This is a genomic window from Priestia sp. YIM B13490 (assembly GCF_042787735.1).
Lineage (GTDB): Bacteria > Bacillota > Bacilli > Bacillales > Bacillaceae_H > Priestia > Priestia megaterium.
In genome coordinates this window covers 87470-103928 of sequence record NZ_JBHZOT010000001.1, presented here as the reverse complement: position 1 = coordinate 103928, position 16459 = coordinate 87470, and the positions used below count along the sequence as shown (strand labels likewise).

General features: G+C 37.4%; 17 protein-coding genes and 1 riboswitch. Of the genes, 2 read left to right on the top strand and 15 right to left on the bottom strand.

Going from position 1 to position 16459, the window contains the following annotated elements:
* Nucleotides 1–72 precede the first annotated feature (72 nt).
* The 6 genes from ACFX4R_RS00485 to ACFX4R_RS00460 form a co-directional block, all read right to left on the bottom strand.
* Nucleotides 73–1308, bottom strand: a complete 1236-nt coding sequence (locus tag ACFX4R_RS00485) for a dicarboxylate/amino acid:cation symporter (RefSeq protein ID WP_043976612.1) — start codon at nt 1306–1308, stop codon at nt 73–75.
* Nucleotides 1309–1488: 180 nt separating this feature from the next.
* Nucleotides 1489–1643: riboswitch (cyclic di-AMP (ydaO/yuaA leader) on the bottom strand.
* Nucleotides 1644–2244: 601 nt separating this feature from the next.
* Nucleotides 2245–3714, bottom strand: coding sequence for an NAD(P)/FAD-dependent oxidoreductase (locus tag ACFX4R_RS00480; RefSeq protein ID WP_013084690.1), 1470 nt, complete (start codon nt 3712–3714; stop codon nt 2245–2247).
* 217 nt (nt 3715–3931) lie between these two features.
* The gene (locus ACFX4R_RS00475) at nt 3932–5332 is read right to left on the bottom strand and encodes an ATP-binding protein (protein ID WP_013058734.1); all 1401 of its coding nucleotides are present in this window, start codon (nt 5330–5332) and stop codon (nt 3932–3934) included.
* A gap of 153 nt (nt 5333–5485) precedes the next feature.
* The gene (locus ACFX4R_RS00470; protein ID WP_075419415.1) at nt 5486–5671 is read right to left on the bottom strand and encodes a YjcZ family sporulation protein; all 186 of its coding nucleotides are present in this window, start codon (nt 5669–5671) and stop codon (nt 5486–5488) included.
* Nucleotides 5672–5762: 91 nt separating this feature from the next.
* Nucleotides 5763–6188: a hypothetical protein gene (locus ACFX4R_RS00465; RefSeq protein ID WP_230183214.1), complete on the bottom strand. Its 426-nt coding sequence runs from the start codon at nt 6186–6188 to the stop codon at nt 5763–5765.
* Nucleotides 6178–6339, bottom strand: coding sequence for a hypothetical protein (locus tag ACFX4R_RS00460; RefSeq protein ID WP_164796341.1), 162 nt, complete (start codon nt 6337–6339; stop codon nt 6178–6180). The genes ACFX4R_RS00465 and ACFX4R_RS00460 overlap by 11 nt, the downstream gene beginning before the upstream one ends.
* 214 nt (nt 6340–6553) lie before the next feature.
* Here ACFX4R_RS00460 and ACFX4R_RS00455 point away from each other — a divergent pair, with 214 nt between their 5' ends.
* The gene (locus tag ACFX4R_RS00455) at nt 6554–7309 is read left to right on the top strand and encodes a DUF4397 domain-containing protein (RefSeq protein WP_013084693.1); all 756 of its coding nucleotides are present in this window, start codon (nt 6554–6556) and stop codon (nt 7307–7309) included.
* A gap of 29 nt (nt 7310–7338) precedes the next feature.
* On the opposite strand, the gene ACFX4R_RS00450 is transcribed toward ACFX4R_RS00455, so the two are convergent.
* The 7 genes from ACFX4R_RS00450 to ilvA all read right to left on the bottom strand — a co-directional run bounded on the left by ACFX4R_RS00450 (nt 7339) and on the right by ilvA (nt 14112).
* Entirely contained in the window at nt 7339–7911 is a 573-nt protein-coding gene (locus ACFX4R_RS00450; RefSeq protein WP_013058738.1) for a YpmS family protein, read from the bottom strand.
* A 12-nt stretch (nt 7912–7923) separates the two neighbouring features.
* Nucleotides 7924–8808 (bottom strand): SGNH/GDSL hydrolase family protein, encoded by an 885-nt coding sequence (locus ACFX4R_RS00445; RefSeq protein ID WP_043976611.1) that lies wholly within the window; start codon nt 8806–8808, stop codon nt 7924–7926.
* Between the two features lie 236 nt (nt 8809–9044).
* On the bottom strand, nt 9045–9623 hold the full coding sequence (locus tag ACFX4R_RS00440; RefSeq protein WP_043976610.1) for an SCO family protein: 579 nt from the start codon (nt 9621–9623) through the stop codon (nt 9045–9047).
* Between the two features lie 24 nt (nt 9624–9647).
* Nucleotides 9648–11264: an ATP-binding protein gene (locus ACFX4R_RS00435; RefSeq protein WP_323617813.1), complete on the bottom strand. Its 1617-nt coding sequence runs from the start codon at nt 11262–11264 to the stop codon at nt 9648–9650.
* A 150-nt stretch (nt 11265–11414) separates the two neighbouring features.
* Nucleotides 11415–12257 (bottom strand): DegV family protein, encoded by an 843-nt coding sequence (locus ACFX4R_RS00430; protein WP_013058742.1) that lies wholly within the window; start codon nt 12255–12257, stop codon nt 11415–11417.
* A 170-nt stretch (nt 12258–12427) separates the two neighbouring features.
* Nucleotides 12428–12679, bottom strand: coding sequence for a YpmP family protein (locus tag ACFX4R_RS00425; RefSeq protein WP_013058743.1), 252 nt, complete (start codon nt 12677–12679; stop codon nt 12428–12430).
* 161 nt (nt 12680–12840) lie between these two features.
* Nucleotides 12841–14112, bottom strand: a complete 1272-nt coding sequence (gene ilvA, locus ACFX4R_RS00420; RefSeq protein ID WP_013084697.1) for a threonine ammonia-lyase IlvA — start codon at nt 14110–14112, stop codon at nt 12841–12843.
* A 231-nt stretch (nt 14113–14343) separates the two neighbouring features.
* On the opposite strand from ilvA, the gene ACFX4R_RS00415 reads away from it, so the two are divergent.
* A complete protein-coding gene (locus ACFX4R_RS00415) occupies nt 14344–14562 on the top strand; it encodes a hypothetical protein (RefSeq protein ID WP_043976608.1) in 219 nt (72 codons plus the stop codon).
* Nucleotides 14563–14834: 272 nt separating this feature from the next.
* On the opposite strand, the gene ACFX4R_RS00410 is transcribed toward ACFX4R_RS00415, so the two are convergent.
* Nucleotides 14835–15320: a dihydrofolate reductase gene (locus ACFX4R_RS00410; protein ID WP_043976607.1), complete on the bottom strand. Its 486-nt coding sequence runs from the start codon at nt 15318–15320 to the stop codon at nt 14835–14837.
* Nucleotides 15317–16111, bottom strand: coding sequence for a thymidylate synthase (locus ACFX4R_RS00405; protein WP_013058746.1), 795 nt, complete (start codon nt 16109–16111; stop codon nt 15317–15319). The genes ACFX4R_RS00410 and ACFX4R_RS00405 overlap by 4 nt, the downstream gene beginning before the upstream one ends.
* Nucleotides 16112–16459: the final 348 nt, after the last annotated feature.

The following is a 16459-nucleotide window of genomic DNA, read 5'->3' as shown; positions in this document are numbered from 1 at the left end:
ACTGTATGCTGAAACGAAGAGTTTCTTGCCAATAAAAAAAGCCCTAGCATATAGCTAGAGCTTTTACGCTTATTAAGCTGATTGCGTTACAGATTTATCGATACGCTTTGCTTCTGACTCAGCCACAATAACGGCACACGCAGCGTCTCCCGTAATATTTACAGATGTACGAAGCATGTCAAGCAAGCGATCAATTCCAATAATCAATCCGATACCTGCTACAGGCAGACCAACCGAACTCAATACCATTGCTAGCATAATGAGACCAACTCCAGGCACACCTGCTGTACCAATACTAGCAAGCACCGCTGTCAATACAACCGTCACAAGAGCACCCAGCGACAGGTCAACGCCGTATACTTGTGCAATAAAAATAGTCGCTACACCTTGCATAATTGCCGTTCCATCCATGTTAATGGTAGCACCTAACGGCTGAACAAAACTGCTGATGGACTCCGGGACACGAAGATTTTTTTGAGCCACATTCATTGAAATCGGAAGCGTTGCATTACTGCTTGATGTACTGAATCCAACTGTCATCGCAGGAGCAAAACCTTTAAAGAATTCAATTGGGTTACGTCTGGCCATAAGAGCGACTGATCCCCCATATGTTACGATTGAATGGATAAACAGTGCGAGCACGACTACAATCATGTACAGCCCCATCGCTTTAATTGCCTGCCAGCCTTGACTTCCGACCGCTGTTGCAAGAAGCCCAAATGTTCCGTAAGGAGCAAACTTCATCACTAGATTCACAAGGTACATCATCAATTCATTGCCTTGCTCAAGTAAATTGTAAAGCCCTTTTGTTTTACTTCCAAGCATCGTTATACCAAAACCGATAAAGATAGAGAAAACGATAAGTTGAAGCATATTCCCTTCAGCCATCGCTTGAATTGGATTGACTGGAATCATATTTAAGAATGTTTCTCCAACCGGCGGTGCTTTTTCGGCTTCAAAAGAAGCGTTTTTTGTATCAAAAGATCCAAATGTTCCTGGTTTAATAACAAATGCTAATAATAAACCAATTACAATAGCAACGGTTGTTGTCACTAGGAAGTACGAAACTGTTTTAGCCCCGATTCTTCCTAGTTTTTTAGGATCTCCTAAACCTGCTACACCTAACGTGATAGAGAAAAACACAATTGGTACAACAAGCATTTTAATTAAGCTTAAGAAAATTTGGCCAAGCGGTGTAAACAAGTACTTGTCCAGCGGAGCAAAAGCACTTGGAGCAAAAGCGTTAATTAACACTCCTACAACAGCACCAGCAATTAGCGCGATAATGATCTTTGTCGATAGCTTCATAGATTTACCTCCCGTAAATAAATTATATTAGAATGATTCTAACTACTATACTTATTTTACCATGCATTGAGAACGATAACACTCAAAATATACAATATATTAAAAATTTTCAGATTAATAGTTTAGGAATATTTTTAGCTATACAAAAAACCATGAGAATATCATGGTGTCATAGACCTGTTATTCCCTCACTGAATGCTTACGGAGTTAGCTGTCGGATTCGGGTACGTGAGTTACCCTACTTGATTCATTCAAGATTCACCCCAAGTACATTACGCACAAATATGGGTCCCCCGTTCTCTTATAAAACAAAAGAGATTAAGCAAATAATTTTCTTTAATATTTTTGCATGATAATAATTGTTACTTTAATTAAAATTCATTTTATATGTTTCTGTCAAGTTTTTATTCAAGAATAATGCATGATTTTATCATAAAAAGTTGATAATTGTTATATTTTAAAATTTTTACATTATATTTCAATAAACCACAAATACTTATTTAACAAGACTTACAATCTAATGGATAAAAAATTAATTCAAAAAATAGTTTGCAAAGTGAACTTTCTTCTCATTAACTCCCATTCATAAATTTGCATAATTATTCTAATATCCGTGTACTTTATTGCTTTCATAAATATTTTACTCATCAAAAAATAACTCTTTTCAACTGTTGATTTTATCCTTGTATTGCTTGATATACCCTCCCTAAAATTTCACTGAATTTATTGATGCAAAGAAATGGACATTATCAATTCGCCTTATTGTATTTAATTCTGTTCACGATAGAAGGATGGATTCTGTCATACTTTTAAAAAAAGAGCGGGTAATTATCATATAAAACTATCGGAGTTGGAGCGGTACAAGTTCTTTACTTTTTACTTAGTCGCTCTCGTTATTTAACACATAAAAAAAAGAGGCCGTGACGGCCTCTTTTTTTATACAGTAACAGGTTCAGAACTTGCTTTGCGATTCTTTAATTTTTCAACAATGTCACGCGCTACCCACACACCGCACGCACTTGCCTGCGCGAGCCCTCGCGTAATACCAGCTCCGTCTCCTCCCACGTATAAACCAGAAATTTCAGTTTCAAACTTATCGTTTAACTTCGGACGGGCGGAGTAAAATTTCGCTTCCACACCGTAAAATAGCGTATGTTCAGATGCTAACCCAGGCGTTACATGATCCAGTGCTTCTGTCATTTCAATTAAGCTTTTCATCGTATTATAAGGAAGCACTAAGCCCAAGTCACCAGGTACAGCTTCTTTTAACGTTGGTTCTAAAAAGCCTTCTTTAATTCGAGTCGCTGTTGAACGACGGCCCTTTAAAATATCTCCATACTTTTGAACAACTAAGCCCCCGTTTGACAGCATATTAGCTAATCTTGATACTTCGTGCGCATATTCGTTCGGCTGATCAAATGGATCCGAAAATTTATGAGAAACAAGCAGCGCAAAGTTCGTATTTTGACTTCCAAGCTTCGGATCTTTGTATGCGTGTCCATTTGCTAACATAATACCTGAATGATTCTCTACTACCACATGTCCTGAAGGATTGCTGCAGAACGTTCTGACTCTTGTACCTACAGACGTATTGTAAATGAATTTCCCTTCGTACAAGTGCTTGTTGATTTCTTCCATAACAACGTTGGATGTTTCGACTCGAACGCCGATGTCCACTTGATTGTTAATCATTTTCAAACGACGTTTTTTTAGTAAGTCGCTCATCCACTTCGAGCCGTCTCGACCTGGTGAAACAACCACTTTATCAGCCGTAATTCTTTCACCATTCTTCAATTCGATACCGCGCACGATATGCTGACCGTCTTCTTTTTCTGTTATTAAATCGGCTACTTCCGTTTTATACTGCATATCAATTTTTTCTTTTAAGTATTCATAAATGCTTTTTAAAATTTCCAAATTTTGCTCTGTTCCTAAATGACGCACCTGGGCACGCAATAGCTTTAATCCTGCTGCGTATCCGCGTTTTTCAATTTCACGAACTTTATCAGTTAACGGATCCGTAATCGTATCGGTTGCTCCGTGTTTTAAATTAATTTCATCCACATATTTAATTAAATCTACCACCTGTGATTCAGATAGATAATCCGTCATCCAACCTCCAAATTCACTGGTGATATTAAATTTCCCGTCTGAATATGCGCCGGCTCCACCAAAACCATTTGTAATAGAACAAGCCGGCAAACAGCCAGCAAACTCTTTTTTGCCAACCGCAGGCGGACATTTTTCAATTTTTTTCTGAAGAATCGGACAATTACGTCGATAGATATCGTGTCCTTTATCGATTAATAAAATAGTTGCTTCCGGTAATTTTAACGTTAACTCATAGCAAGTAAAAATCCCAGCGGGTCCTGCCCCTACCACAATAACATCATAATTTGAGTTCATTGTACATTCTCCCATCATCTTTTTTCTTTGGGTAAAAGATAAAAGTTATTGACCGAATTTTCTTTTTTTATTATCATTCGGTTATTTTCTAGCCATTTGATAATATATCAAAAAAAAATCCTTTAGTCAACAATATACACGAACATTAAAATAAAATATTTAAAAAACATTCGCTTTTATTCCGAACAAATAAAAACCAGTGAACGAATAGCAAGCGCTATGAAATGTTCACTGGTTCTTTAATGTACGGAAGAGCAATTTCTACTTTTGTTCCTACTCCTACTTTACTCGCAAATGAAATATGCCCTTGATGCTGTTCGATTATTCGGTAGCTAATCATTAACCCTAGCCCCGTTCCTGTTTGTTTAGTGGAATAAAATGGCTCACCTAGCCGAGCTAAAGATTGCTCATCAATTCCACAGCCTTCATCCTCGATAATGACCATGCCGTATTCATTTCTTTTCTCAACGGTGACTTTAACTGTACCTTTGCTCATTGACTCAAGCGCATTTTGAATTAAATTAATAAAAACTTGTTTAAGCGCATTTTCTTCACAAAAGATTGTAATCTCATCACTAATCTCATTAATAATACGACAGTTTTTATAATTGGCGTGTGTATCTAATAGTAATGTCACATGACGTATGATTTGATTGAGACTTTTGGGGTGGTATGAATTTTCAATTTTAGGCTTGGCCAGCGTTAAAAATTCTTGAATAATGGATTCGACGCGATTCAATTCTTCAAGCATAATATCATTGTATTCTTCGTTGTACTGTTTCGATGCTTTTAACAGCTGAATAAACCCTTTAATCGCCGTCATTGGATTACGAATTTCATGTGCTACTCCTGCCGCTAACTTGCTCACCATTGTAAGCTTTTCAGATTTGCTTGCCATTTCATCATATTTTTTTCGATCCGTTACGTCGCGAATAATATACTGAATGGCATCCTGTCCTTCAAACTTAATTTTGGTTGCCGAAGATTCAATAATGACAACTCCTTTTTTAGTCAATAGTTTCACATCAACACGCGGCCTCACGGACATTCCATTCATCAGCTGAACCATTCGTTCTTTTACGATTTCTAAATGTTCGGGGTGAATAAAATGAAGCCAAGGACGCCCGATATACTCTTCTTTTTTCTCGCCGCCAAGAAGTTTAACACCAGCAGGATTCAAATATTGAATTCTGCCTTCTCTTGTTACAATAAATGCATCTTGACTTTGCTGGACAAACTGCTTATATTGCTTCATTTTTCGAATGACTTCCTCTTGTTTTTCAATACTTGAGGAAAACTCTTTCCACTGAACAACTAAGAGCGGAATATCCCCTTCCGTGCGCTGAATATGGATGTGCATCGGAAACTGCTGATCTACTTTTTTCTTAAGTAAAACAACTTCTTCCTCTTGCTTTCTTAACGGTTCCACTTCATGCTTTTCAATAAAAAAGCGATTTGGCTCTTCAAATACATTACAGGAAAGAAGTCGTTCTTCCGTCGTTTTAAAAAGGTGGCAGCACGCTTCATTTAAAATTTGAATATCTCCATCCATATTCATTACGAGCATTGGTGTAAATGACATTGAAAATAGCTGTTGAAATACTTTTTCCTTTTCCATATATTCACCTTCGCTTATTGAGTTACTAGCTATAGTATAATATGGTAAATGTTGATTTGGCAAAATTTTTTTATTATTTAAACAATTTATATGCAAGTTTGTCCTTTTCTATCTGTTATAAAAAGCTCGCACATGCGAGCAAATGAGGCCTAATCAGCAAAAACAGGTGCAGCCAATGATGATTAATAAAATAAATAGCACAACAATTAATGCAAATGACTGACCCGTTCCGCAATGATGATAACCGCCAATTGGATAGCTAATTGGATAGTGGCAAGTATCATATAGGTGGTGATAGCCTCCGTGATGGCATGGGTCGTAACAATCGTAGTTATACATAGCAATCTCTCCTCTTGTTTTTTTTATTCATTTCGTACACTGTACTTTATATGCATTAGTTGATTGTCCTGTATGTGCATTCGCCCATTTTTTACTTTCTCTTACGCCATATTCGCCTTTTGGGCTGCAGCGTATACGAAAACAACAAAAGTAAAATACTTCCCATTACCAGTAACGTAGTAAACTCTTTCATAAATCCAATAATGCCCCCTATATACGGGAGATGGTATGCGTAGCTTCCAATCACTTTAAAAGAAGCAGGCAAAGAATCTCTTTGAGCTGTAACCAGTACATCAAGCTCTTGATTATGGGCCAGTACAAGTTCATTCTTTGAAGAAGATGATTCGTCTCTAAAGACAACTATATCTCCGCGATGCAGATGGTGATAATCCGTTTCTTGAACGGTCACGGTGAAACCAAATAGACTTGGAAATGTACTAACAAATAAAAATGTAAAGCAGATAGCATAAAGAACAAGTACATATCGAAACGCAGAAAACATACATTTATTGATCATAGGTAATCAGCTCAATTCGCTCGGTTACTTTATTTAGCGCGGGGGTAATGTGAATAAATGAAGTAGAGCGCTCTGTAAATTGAATTAAAAGTAGCAGCAGTAAAAAACTTAACATAATTAACCGTAGCATCCGAGCATAAAAATCGCGCATGCTCTCACTCCTTTTTTCTATACTAATTTCGGTCGTACAATAAGCCTTCAGTCAATAATTTGATTCAGTATATGCACATAGAGGGCATTTGGCTCATTGTTTCTTCTTGGAGGTCTCGGGAGTGATCAGTGATCGGCATAAATTATGAGTTTTAGCATATGTTTGGTTACGTATGGAAATGTTTTTATACTCCGACAATAAGGGAGCTGAACATATGGCTAATTATTCCTTTGATCAATATATTAAAAAAGCAATGAAATACGATTTTCTAGCTAACTACTATAAGTATAGTGATCCATCTAAGCATATTCATTATTATCAAAAGCATTTGTACTATATCCAGCAGGCCATCTTAACTTCTTCTGAAAATACGAATCTGCGCGTAAATCCGCCGCAAATTCGTATACTTCACGCTTCTCCAGATTCTCCATCTGTAGATATTTATATTAACAACAAACGAGTGATTCGCAACTTAACTTATAAACAAGAAACAGATTATATTGAATTACAAGAACCTGGAAGATATACAATTTCTATTTATCCCGCTGGAGAAACGGGAAGACCTGTTTTAACGGAATCATTTACATTTGAAGGAAACCAAAATTACACGGTAGCGGCGGTAGATGAGCTAAACAAGCTTGATTTATTGTTTATCTATGACAATACGGATGTACCAAGTGGAGAAACAAAGCTTCGGTTTGTGCACCTTTCTCCGGATGCTCCTGCTGTGGATATTGCGGCTAGAGGCGGAGACGTCATTTTTTCTGGAGTGCAGTTTAAAGAAGTCACAAAATATTTGCCTTTATCCCCCATGCATGTTCAACTTAGTGTGCGCATAGCAGGAACCAAAAATGTAGTACTCGAAATCCCGGCACTGAACCTTCGCCCGAATCGAACATATACAGTATATGCCGTCGGATTTGCTAAGAACCGTCCTGTATTAGAAGCGCTGATTTCCCAAGATCGTTAACAAAAAAACCTTCCAAATTGGAAGGTTTTTTATTCACTGCGCGAAATTAAACGTACGCGAATATCATCATTTTTCAAATCAAACTTTTGTACTTTTACAGCAAAATCACTCTCTAACTTCATCTGCTGTAACGCTACGTATACTGATTCATTCTTTGGATCAATCGTTACCCATTCTGGTAGCGCAAAGTTATTATTTACGTATCGAAGCACTGTGCGGACAGGAAGCTGCAGCTTTCCAACAGAAAGTGACTGCTGTTCAAGCACAATATCTCCATTTTTTTGTACGATTGGATCAAATGTCATTCGAATATTAATGTCATCGCCGAATACTTGAATCGTACCGTCTACTCTTACTACATCGGTGAGAGTAATTTTGTAGTTAAGCGGCTGATTCTTAAATTCTTTCTTTAAATATTTATCAATCAGTACATTTAAGTCCGCTTTTTTAGCCAAAATAGTTAGTTCTGCGTCTCCTTCTACTTTTTCAGAGGGAGTTGGATTGGCCTTGTCAACCGGTTGAAAAATAAACGCAATAATAAGGATAGCCCCTAGAACATTAATCCCTAATAACGCGATAAATAGGGTTTTCCACTTCTTCATATAACAATCTCCTTACTCGTTCCCACTCTCTTTCGTGTTTTTCTCTTTTTCATCAGATGTAACTTCTTTTGCTGTTTCCTTTTTCTGATCTCCAACGAGAGGATCTTCTTCCTCCATTGATTTACTAATGCGTTCAGCCATTAGTTTGTACCCTTTTTTATTAGGGTGAAACTCGTCTTTCCCTAATAAATTTACGTCTGAATCATAAAAAATATCATCAATTTTTACATAACTTACATTATCATATTGAGAAGCAATTTTCTCGCTTGCCGCATTCCATTCATTAATAACGACATTAATTTCTTTCACATCACTTAACGATTTAAAGAATGGATTATAAAAACCAATTAAATAAATATGAGCATTAGGATTAAGCTTACGTATACGTGAAAACACGTCATTTAGACGTTTTTCATATTTTGACTGCTGTGATTCAAACGTCTTAATTGAGATATTGTAAAAGTAATCTCTTACCACTTTCATCACGTCATTGCCGCCAATCGTCAAGAAAACGATGTCTGCTCTTGATACTTCAGCTGCTACTCCCGGCTGATTTAACCTCGCTAATAGCTGATCCGTCCGGTTTCCTCTTTTGCCTAGATTCTCTGTTCGTACATTTTGCACTTCATTTTGTTTAGAAAGGTATTTAGTTAAGTATGGTACATAACCGCCTTTTTTAGACTCATCTCCTACTCCTTCTGTTAATGAGTCACCAATGGCTACAATATCTAAATCTACAGGAAAAAAGCCTTTCGGAATATGCTTTTTAGGTGTTAAATCCACTTCTTTCTGAACGGCTTCTTCTTTATTGTCCGTTGGCAAAAAAGTCGTCGTCGAACAGCTCGCTAACACCACCGCACTCATACTGCTTATCACTATACTTTTCCATTTTCTCATCATAACACCTACTAACTATGCTGTATTCTCGCTGTCACAAGCAATACTGCTTACCGCTCTGAATAACTATATCTTTATATCTTATCATACTATGTCAAGTTGATATTTTACTACGTTTCTTATATATAGTATATGTAAAAAAAAGGATAAGCATGTTTCTTTCATAAAAATATCCGCTAACACATCACTATAAAGATAGCTGTGTTTGGCGGATAGATTTGACGGATTTATAGCTCTTACTGAAGGGTTTTGATATCTTTTATCATATCTTCATAAGGAGGATCAGTCACTCCCTGATAAGATTTTTGAACGACTCCATCTTTGTCAATTAGAAAAAAATCCGTACCGTGAATAACCTGCGGATTTTCTTGCGGCTTTTTCACAATCGTTTTAAATTGGTCCAGCGCAAACTTTTCAATTTCCGCTTGTTTATAACCCGTTAAGAAATCCCAATTCGAAAAATCAGCGCCAAATTTAGTCGCATAGTCCTTCATTTTCGGTGGAGTGTCCACTTCAGGGTCTACGCTAAATGAAACAAAGCGAACGTCCAGCCCTTCATCCTTGGCCATTTTTTGTAATTTAGCCATATGAGCCGTCATTGGGGGACATACGGTTTCGCAGCTTGTGAAGATAAAGTTAGCTACCCAAACGTTCCCTTTCAGCTGACTTAGCCCTACTTTCTTTTGATCTTGGTTAACATAAGAAAAAGAGTCCATCTTCCAATTGAGAGGATTTTCTATTTTGGAACCACAGGCTGTTAACATCATACAACTAATGAGCAGTAAAAAAGACAATTTATAAGACCAGCTTTTCATATGTTCCTCCTGCACGGTTAAAGTTTAGTCATAGCTAGGGAAAATCAAGGTAAACGTTGAACCTTTTCCTGGTATGCTTTCCACTTCAATTCTTCCATTCATTTGTTCGACCAGTTGATAAGACACCATCAGACCAATCCCTGTTCCTTTTTCTTTTAAAGAATAAAATGCTGTTCCCAGCCGGTTCACTTGTTCACTGGTCATGCCTATACCAGTATCTTCAATTTGAATATGTACTTGCCCTTCTCGCTTGTAAAGCCCTACTCGAAGCGTTCCTCCAGCTCTCATGGCTTCAATTCCATTTTTCATAATATTAAGCAGAACTTGATTCAATTCGTTTCGGCTGCCGCGAACATACATCTCTTCTTTTGCGTCTAATTCTATGAGTATATTATTTGTTAACAAAGCATAAGAAGATAATAAGTCTACTAAGCTTGTAATACACTCCAAGCAGTTAATAAAACGATGCTGATGAACATCCGGCTTGGCTAAAGATAAATAGTCATGAATAATCGCTTCCGCTCTGTCCATTTCGTTAATCATAAGATGAATGTAACTTAATTCAGTGTTTGAAAGCTTTGTGTTATCTTGAAAAAGCTGTAAAAACCCTTTTACCACCGTCATAGGATTTCGAATTTCATGGGCTACAGAAGCAGCTAATTGACCAATTGCATTCATTTTCTCTGCTCGCTGCAATTCCTTTTGCATCCTCGTTTTTTCCATAATAACTTCTAATTCATCAATCGCTTTAGCAATTCCATCTTTTGAATGACTGAAATTCGTTTCTACGTTCAGCTGTTCTTTTGTTGCTGACACTTGTTGAAAAAGCTGCTGAAGCCGCTCTGCCATTTCATTAAATCTTGTGTGTACATTCCCTAACTCAGAATCATTTTCATGTGTCAGTTTCACATCAAACTTCCCTTGACTTACTGCTTGAATTCCTTCTACTAATTCTCCTAGGGGCGACATTAATCGCCTTAGTCCCCAGTCTTGAATAACAATAATGAAGGTAAACAAAATCGTAAATGCAACGATCAAAGCCACAATTAAACGTTTTTGATAGATATAGATAGCGCTTGCATCTATATCTACACCAAGAATAGCCACGACTTTTCCGGAGCTGTTTGTAATAGGCGATAAAACGGTTATCCACGTCCCGAATTCGTCTTTGTATGTAGATGTTACGATATTCTTCTTTTCTTGTTCTGCTTGCTTAAATGATTTGTAAAATTCTTCTCCTCCATAATAAATCATGGATGGCTCTAGTGATTGCTTAATTTTCTTATTCGCTGTTACGATAATCTTATTTCCATGCGACTTGAATTTTTCGGTCGTCATAATATATCCCTGCAAGTACGACGGATGCAATTGGTAAATCTTTCTGAACTGCTTTTCTAGCTCGTCTTTTTCAGGAATCGTCCCGTTCCTTGAATCCACTGCTGCTATTACGTCTTGTATAGATAAAGACTCCCTCCATAAATCGGCCATAATTAACGCGTGCTGCGTTAGTGTCTCTTTTGCCATCTTTTTTTGAACTTGATAGCTAATGGCTAAAGAAATGACTCCAAGGGCAACTACAATTAAAGTAGAAAATAAAACCGTTTTGTTAAACACACTCAAATTTCGAATATATTTTTTCATCGGTATACTCCGGATTCAAAAGAATAGTAACCAGCACAGCATTCGCTGGTAGAAAGTTGATTCTATTATATCACACGTTTGTCCACTTCTCTTTCCTCTTTTTCCAAAAAAGAGAAAGCCAAAAAAGTGACTTGCAAAAAGCAACCCACTTTATTCAGCAAAATACATAAAACCAATTGCACCGATACCTGTATGCGTTGAAATAATAGGCGTCGTATCTTCAATCGAAAATTGCGTATAGCCCCTTGCCTTCACAATTGATTCTTTTAACTTAGAGGCGAGTCCAAATCCATCTGCATGTACAAGCCCTACTCCTTTAATACTTTTTCCTTCTGTATGCTCTTCGAACTGTTTCGTTAAAAACTTAACAATTTGAGAATGGCTGCGCACTTTAGCAACAGGAGTATATACTCCGTCAGCTAGAGAAGCAATTGGCTTAATATTTAAAAGAGAACCGATCAATCCTTTTCCTCGTCCAATACGTCCACCTTTAACCAAATTTTCAAGCGTATCAACTACGACAAAAAGATTCGTATTTTGACGTACCTCTTCCAAGCGCGTGATAATTTCTTCTACTGTATGCCCATCTTCAATCATTTTCACCGCTTCAAAGACTTGAAACGAAAGAGCTTTTGTAATGTACATAGAATCAACAACGGTGATGTTTCCTTCTACCATTTGAGCCGCGCTTTCAGCTGCTCGAACAGTTCCGCTCATTCCCCCAGTCATATGAATCGAAATGACGTCATACCCTTCACTAACTAATCGTTCATATACTTCAACAAAAGAACCAATAGCTGGCTGAGAGCTTTTTGGTAATTCTTTTGAATTTTTCATTTTTTCAATAAAATCTGTCGGCGTTAATTCCACGCGATCTAAATACGTTTCATTATCAATGTTAATACATAAAGGTATCATCTCAATACCGTATTTTTCAGCTTCTTCCAACGTTAAATCAATTGTTGAATCCGTTACCACTTTAATTTTCGCCATGTGTTCACCCCTATAAGATGCATTGCAGACTAGTATAACATGAACACTTACAACAATATAGTTATAATAGAATGCAAGTTTTGCTAATTCGTAAAACGCATGTTCAACCTTTTATATCAACAAAAAAAAGTTGACTCTGCTGAAATATTCAGAAAAGTCAACTTTTACGTTTATGCATTATGTTTTAATACATGAGACTTAAAGAGCTGTTCGTAATCTTTCCATTTCAACACGCGTTTTAAATATTCTTGAAACGAGTAGGTTTGCTTCGGAACTGATTCGTTCGTGATTTGTCTAATAAATAAATCAAGTTTTGCAGATAACATGAACCGAAACGTGCTATTTTCCTCTAAAACTGGAATTTCAGTAATTTTTACTTTTTGACCACTGACATGTTTAAATTCAAGGCTTTTTAATAGCAAGGCGATCAACCCTCTTTTTACCCGTTTATTTTATTATAATGCTTCAGGCACTTTCTGTCTTGATAAAATAAAAAGAAAACACAAATATTTTTTAAAATAAAAATGCTTCATCAACTTATTCGACAGTTGATGAAGCATTCCTTTTTAAAATGAGCTTCTATTTAAATAAATAAGTGAAACAAGTTGCTTTCTTTATTAATTTCTGTGTAAGGGAATCCTTTTTTATCCATACGATTAATCAGTGGATAATAATCTTCTTTATGCTTGAGCTCAATTCCCACAAGTGCTGGTCCGCTGTCTTTGTTATTCTTTTTCGTATACTCAAAGCGCGAAATATCGTCTGTCGGTCCAAGCACTTCGTCTAGAAACTCACGAAGAGCTCCTGCGCGTTGAGGAAAATTAACGATAAAATAATGCTGTAATCCTTCATAAATCATTGAACGTTCTTTGATTTCTTGCATACGTCCAATGTCATTGTTTCCTCCGCTGATGACGCAAACAACCGTTTTTCCTTTAATTTGCTCACGGTATGAGTCAAGAGCAGCAATCGAAAGAGCTCCTGCTGGTTCTGCTACAATCGCATTTTCATTGTATAGAGATAAAATGGTTGTACAAACCTTGCCTTCAGGAACAACTACAATATCGTCCACAAGCTCTTTACTGATGTCGTATGGAAGCGTTCCAACTGTTTTAACAGCTGCTCCGTCTACAAATGGATCGATTGCCGGTAGCGTCACTACATTTCCATTTGCTAAAGATGTCTGCATGCCAGGCGCGCCTGCTGGTTCTACCCCAATCACAGCTGTTTGAGGCGAGATGCTTTTTACGTATGTGCCGACACCGGAAATTAATCCGCCCCCGCCGATACCCGCAAATACGTAGTCAATTTCATCTTCACAGTCGTTGAACATTTCAACGGCTACTGTACCCTGTCCTGCAATAACGTCTACATCATTAAATGGGTGGATAAATGTTCGATGTTCCTCTTCACTGCATGCAATAGCTTGTTCATAAGAATCATCAAACGTATCTCCGATTAGTACGACCTTTACGTTATCTTTGCCTAAAAATTTCACTTGATTAATTTTTTGGCGCGGCGTTGTGCTCGGCATAAAGATTTTACCATCGATATTTAAATGACGGCACGCATATGCTACACCTTGTGCGTGGTTTCCTGCACTTGCACAGGCAATTCCATTTTCTAATTCTTCTGGGGATAACTTTTTGATTCGATTGTACGCACCGCGAATTTTAAATGAGCGCACCACCTGTAAATCCTCACGTTTTAAATAGATATTACATTCATATCGTTCAGACAAAACGTCATTACGCTGTAGTGGTGTATGCACAACAACATCTTTAATCAATTGATTTGCAATCATGATGTCCTCTAAATGTACGTGTTTTGTTCGATTATCTACTTGTTGTTTCATAACCAACTTCCTTCCTCTTCTACCATTATTAATTTGTACATTATATCACAAAAAATTTAGAAAAATCATTATTTTTCATTAATAATAACTAAAAAAACTTTTCCAACTATTTTACTGTCCACATACTTTACATATGTTTAGCAAACGCTATATAGACTTACAAAATTGCCCATACTTTCTACATGCAGCTGATGCGATAACAGGTATAAATTAAGAAAGGTTGTGGAATAAATGGAGTTTTCGCTTCAAAGTCATGAAAGTGCCGTTCCGTGCGAAATAGTTGCAGATGAAGAAAACGGTAGATACATGCTTCGCAAAGCAGATACGAGCGGAGAAGTTTTTAATACACCAAGCGAGCTGATTCAATGGATTGAAGCTAACTGGAGCCCTGAACAGTTTGTGAGCCCAGCGGCTTTTCACGAAATGATAAAGCAATTAAAATCAATATAAAAAGAGATTGAAACATAACGAAATCAATCTAAAGACGAATAAATGGAGTATAGAAGCTAGCTAATAGGAGGTGCTTGTTACACCGCATTTGATTTCCATGCGAGACTTCGCTTTCCGCGGGCGGTGAGCCTCCAATCAACTGCTAAAAGCACCTACATACATGAAATCTACCTTCACCCTCATAATGAAAAGATCCGAACGATTCAACGTTCGGATCTTTCTTCGACTAACATACTTTGTACCAGACTCGCGTTTTTTATAAACAAAAGAGCTCAGCTTCGCTCGTATAAGGTAAAATAATACGTGTAGGGATTTTTTTCATCTTTAATTCCTTGCTGCTTCGAAATAACTTTCCATTCGCTCAAATCAATCGAAGGAAAATGTGTATCTCCTTCAAAGGATTCTTCAATATGCGTAATATAAAGTCGATTTGCAACGTCTAATGTTTGCTCATACAGAGTAGCTCCGCCAATCACGAAGAGCTCGTCTTCTTTTTCAGCATCTAATGCTTCTAGTTCCTCAACTGAATGAATAACGGTTGCTCCTTCTTGCTGATAATCTTTTTGACGCGTAAGAACCACATTTTCGCGATTAGGAAGCGGTCGTCCAATTGATTCAAATGTTTTTCTTCCCATTACAATCGTATGACTCGTTGTGATGCGCTTGAAATACTTCAAATCTTCCGGAAGGCGCCATGGCAAATCATTCTCTTTACCGATCAGCCTGTTTTGATCCATTGCGACAATGAGGGAAATCATACGCTCACAGCTCCTTTGATGTGAGGATGCGCATTATAGTCTACTAACTCAAAGTCTTCAAATTTAAAGTCAAAAATTGATTTTACGTCTGGATTGATTTTCATTTTTGGCAAAGCATGAGGCTCACGCGTTAACTGCAGGTTTACTTGTTCAATGTGATTGCTGTAAATATGCGCATCGCCAAACGTATGAACAAAATCACCTGGCTCTAAATCACACACTTGTGCCACCATCATTGTAAGCAGCGCATATGAAGCAATATTAAACGGTACGCCTAGGAAAATATCAGCTGAGCGCTGATACAATTGACAAGACAATTTGCCGTCCGCTACGTAAAACTGAAATAAGCAGTGACACGGCGGTAAAGCCATATTGTCTACATCAGACACATTCCAGGCGCTTACCATTAAGCGGCGAGAATCAGGGTTGTTTTTAATTTGATTGATAACATTGGTAATTTGATCAATTTTTTCTCCGTCCGGCGTTGGCCATGAACGCCACTGATGCCCATACACAGGGCCAAGCTCGCCGTTTTCATCCGCCCATTCATTCCAAATGCGCACGCCGTTATCTTGTAAATACTTAACGTTTGTATCTCCTTGTAAAAACCAAAGCAATTCATGAATAATTGATTTTAAATGAAGTTTTTTTGTCGTTAATACCGGGAAACCTTCTTGTAAATTAAAACGCATTTGATAGCCAAATGTGCTAATTGTACCTGTTCCTGTCCGATCTTCTTTTTTTGTTCCATTTGCTAACACATGCTCGCAAAGTTCAAGATATTGTTTCACTTCCGACACTTCCTTTATTAAAAAGTCCTTTTCTATTGTATAAGTGTTCACGAGCTAAGTAAACAACTAAATCTCAGCTCATGCAGAAAAGTTTTTTATCATTTAGATACACAATTCCCCTAGAAAAAACAAGAATGAGACCTAACAAAATCAATTAAATAATCGCGTATGAATCGCTTATGACACCGCGGTTGATCTCCGTGCAAGACTTGGCCGATGAGCCTCCTCGTCGCTTACACTTGCGGGGTCTCATCTGTTCCGCTTTTCCCGGAGGAGTCTTCGCCTTGCCTCCAATCAACCGCTAGAAGCAACTAAACAGATGAAATCTACGTTTACCATGACCATAAA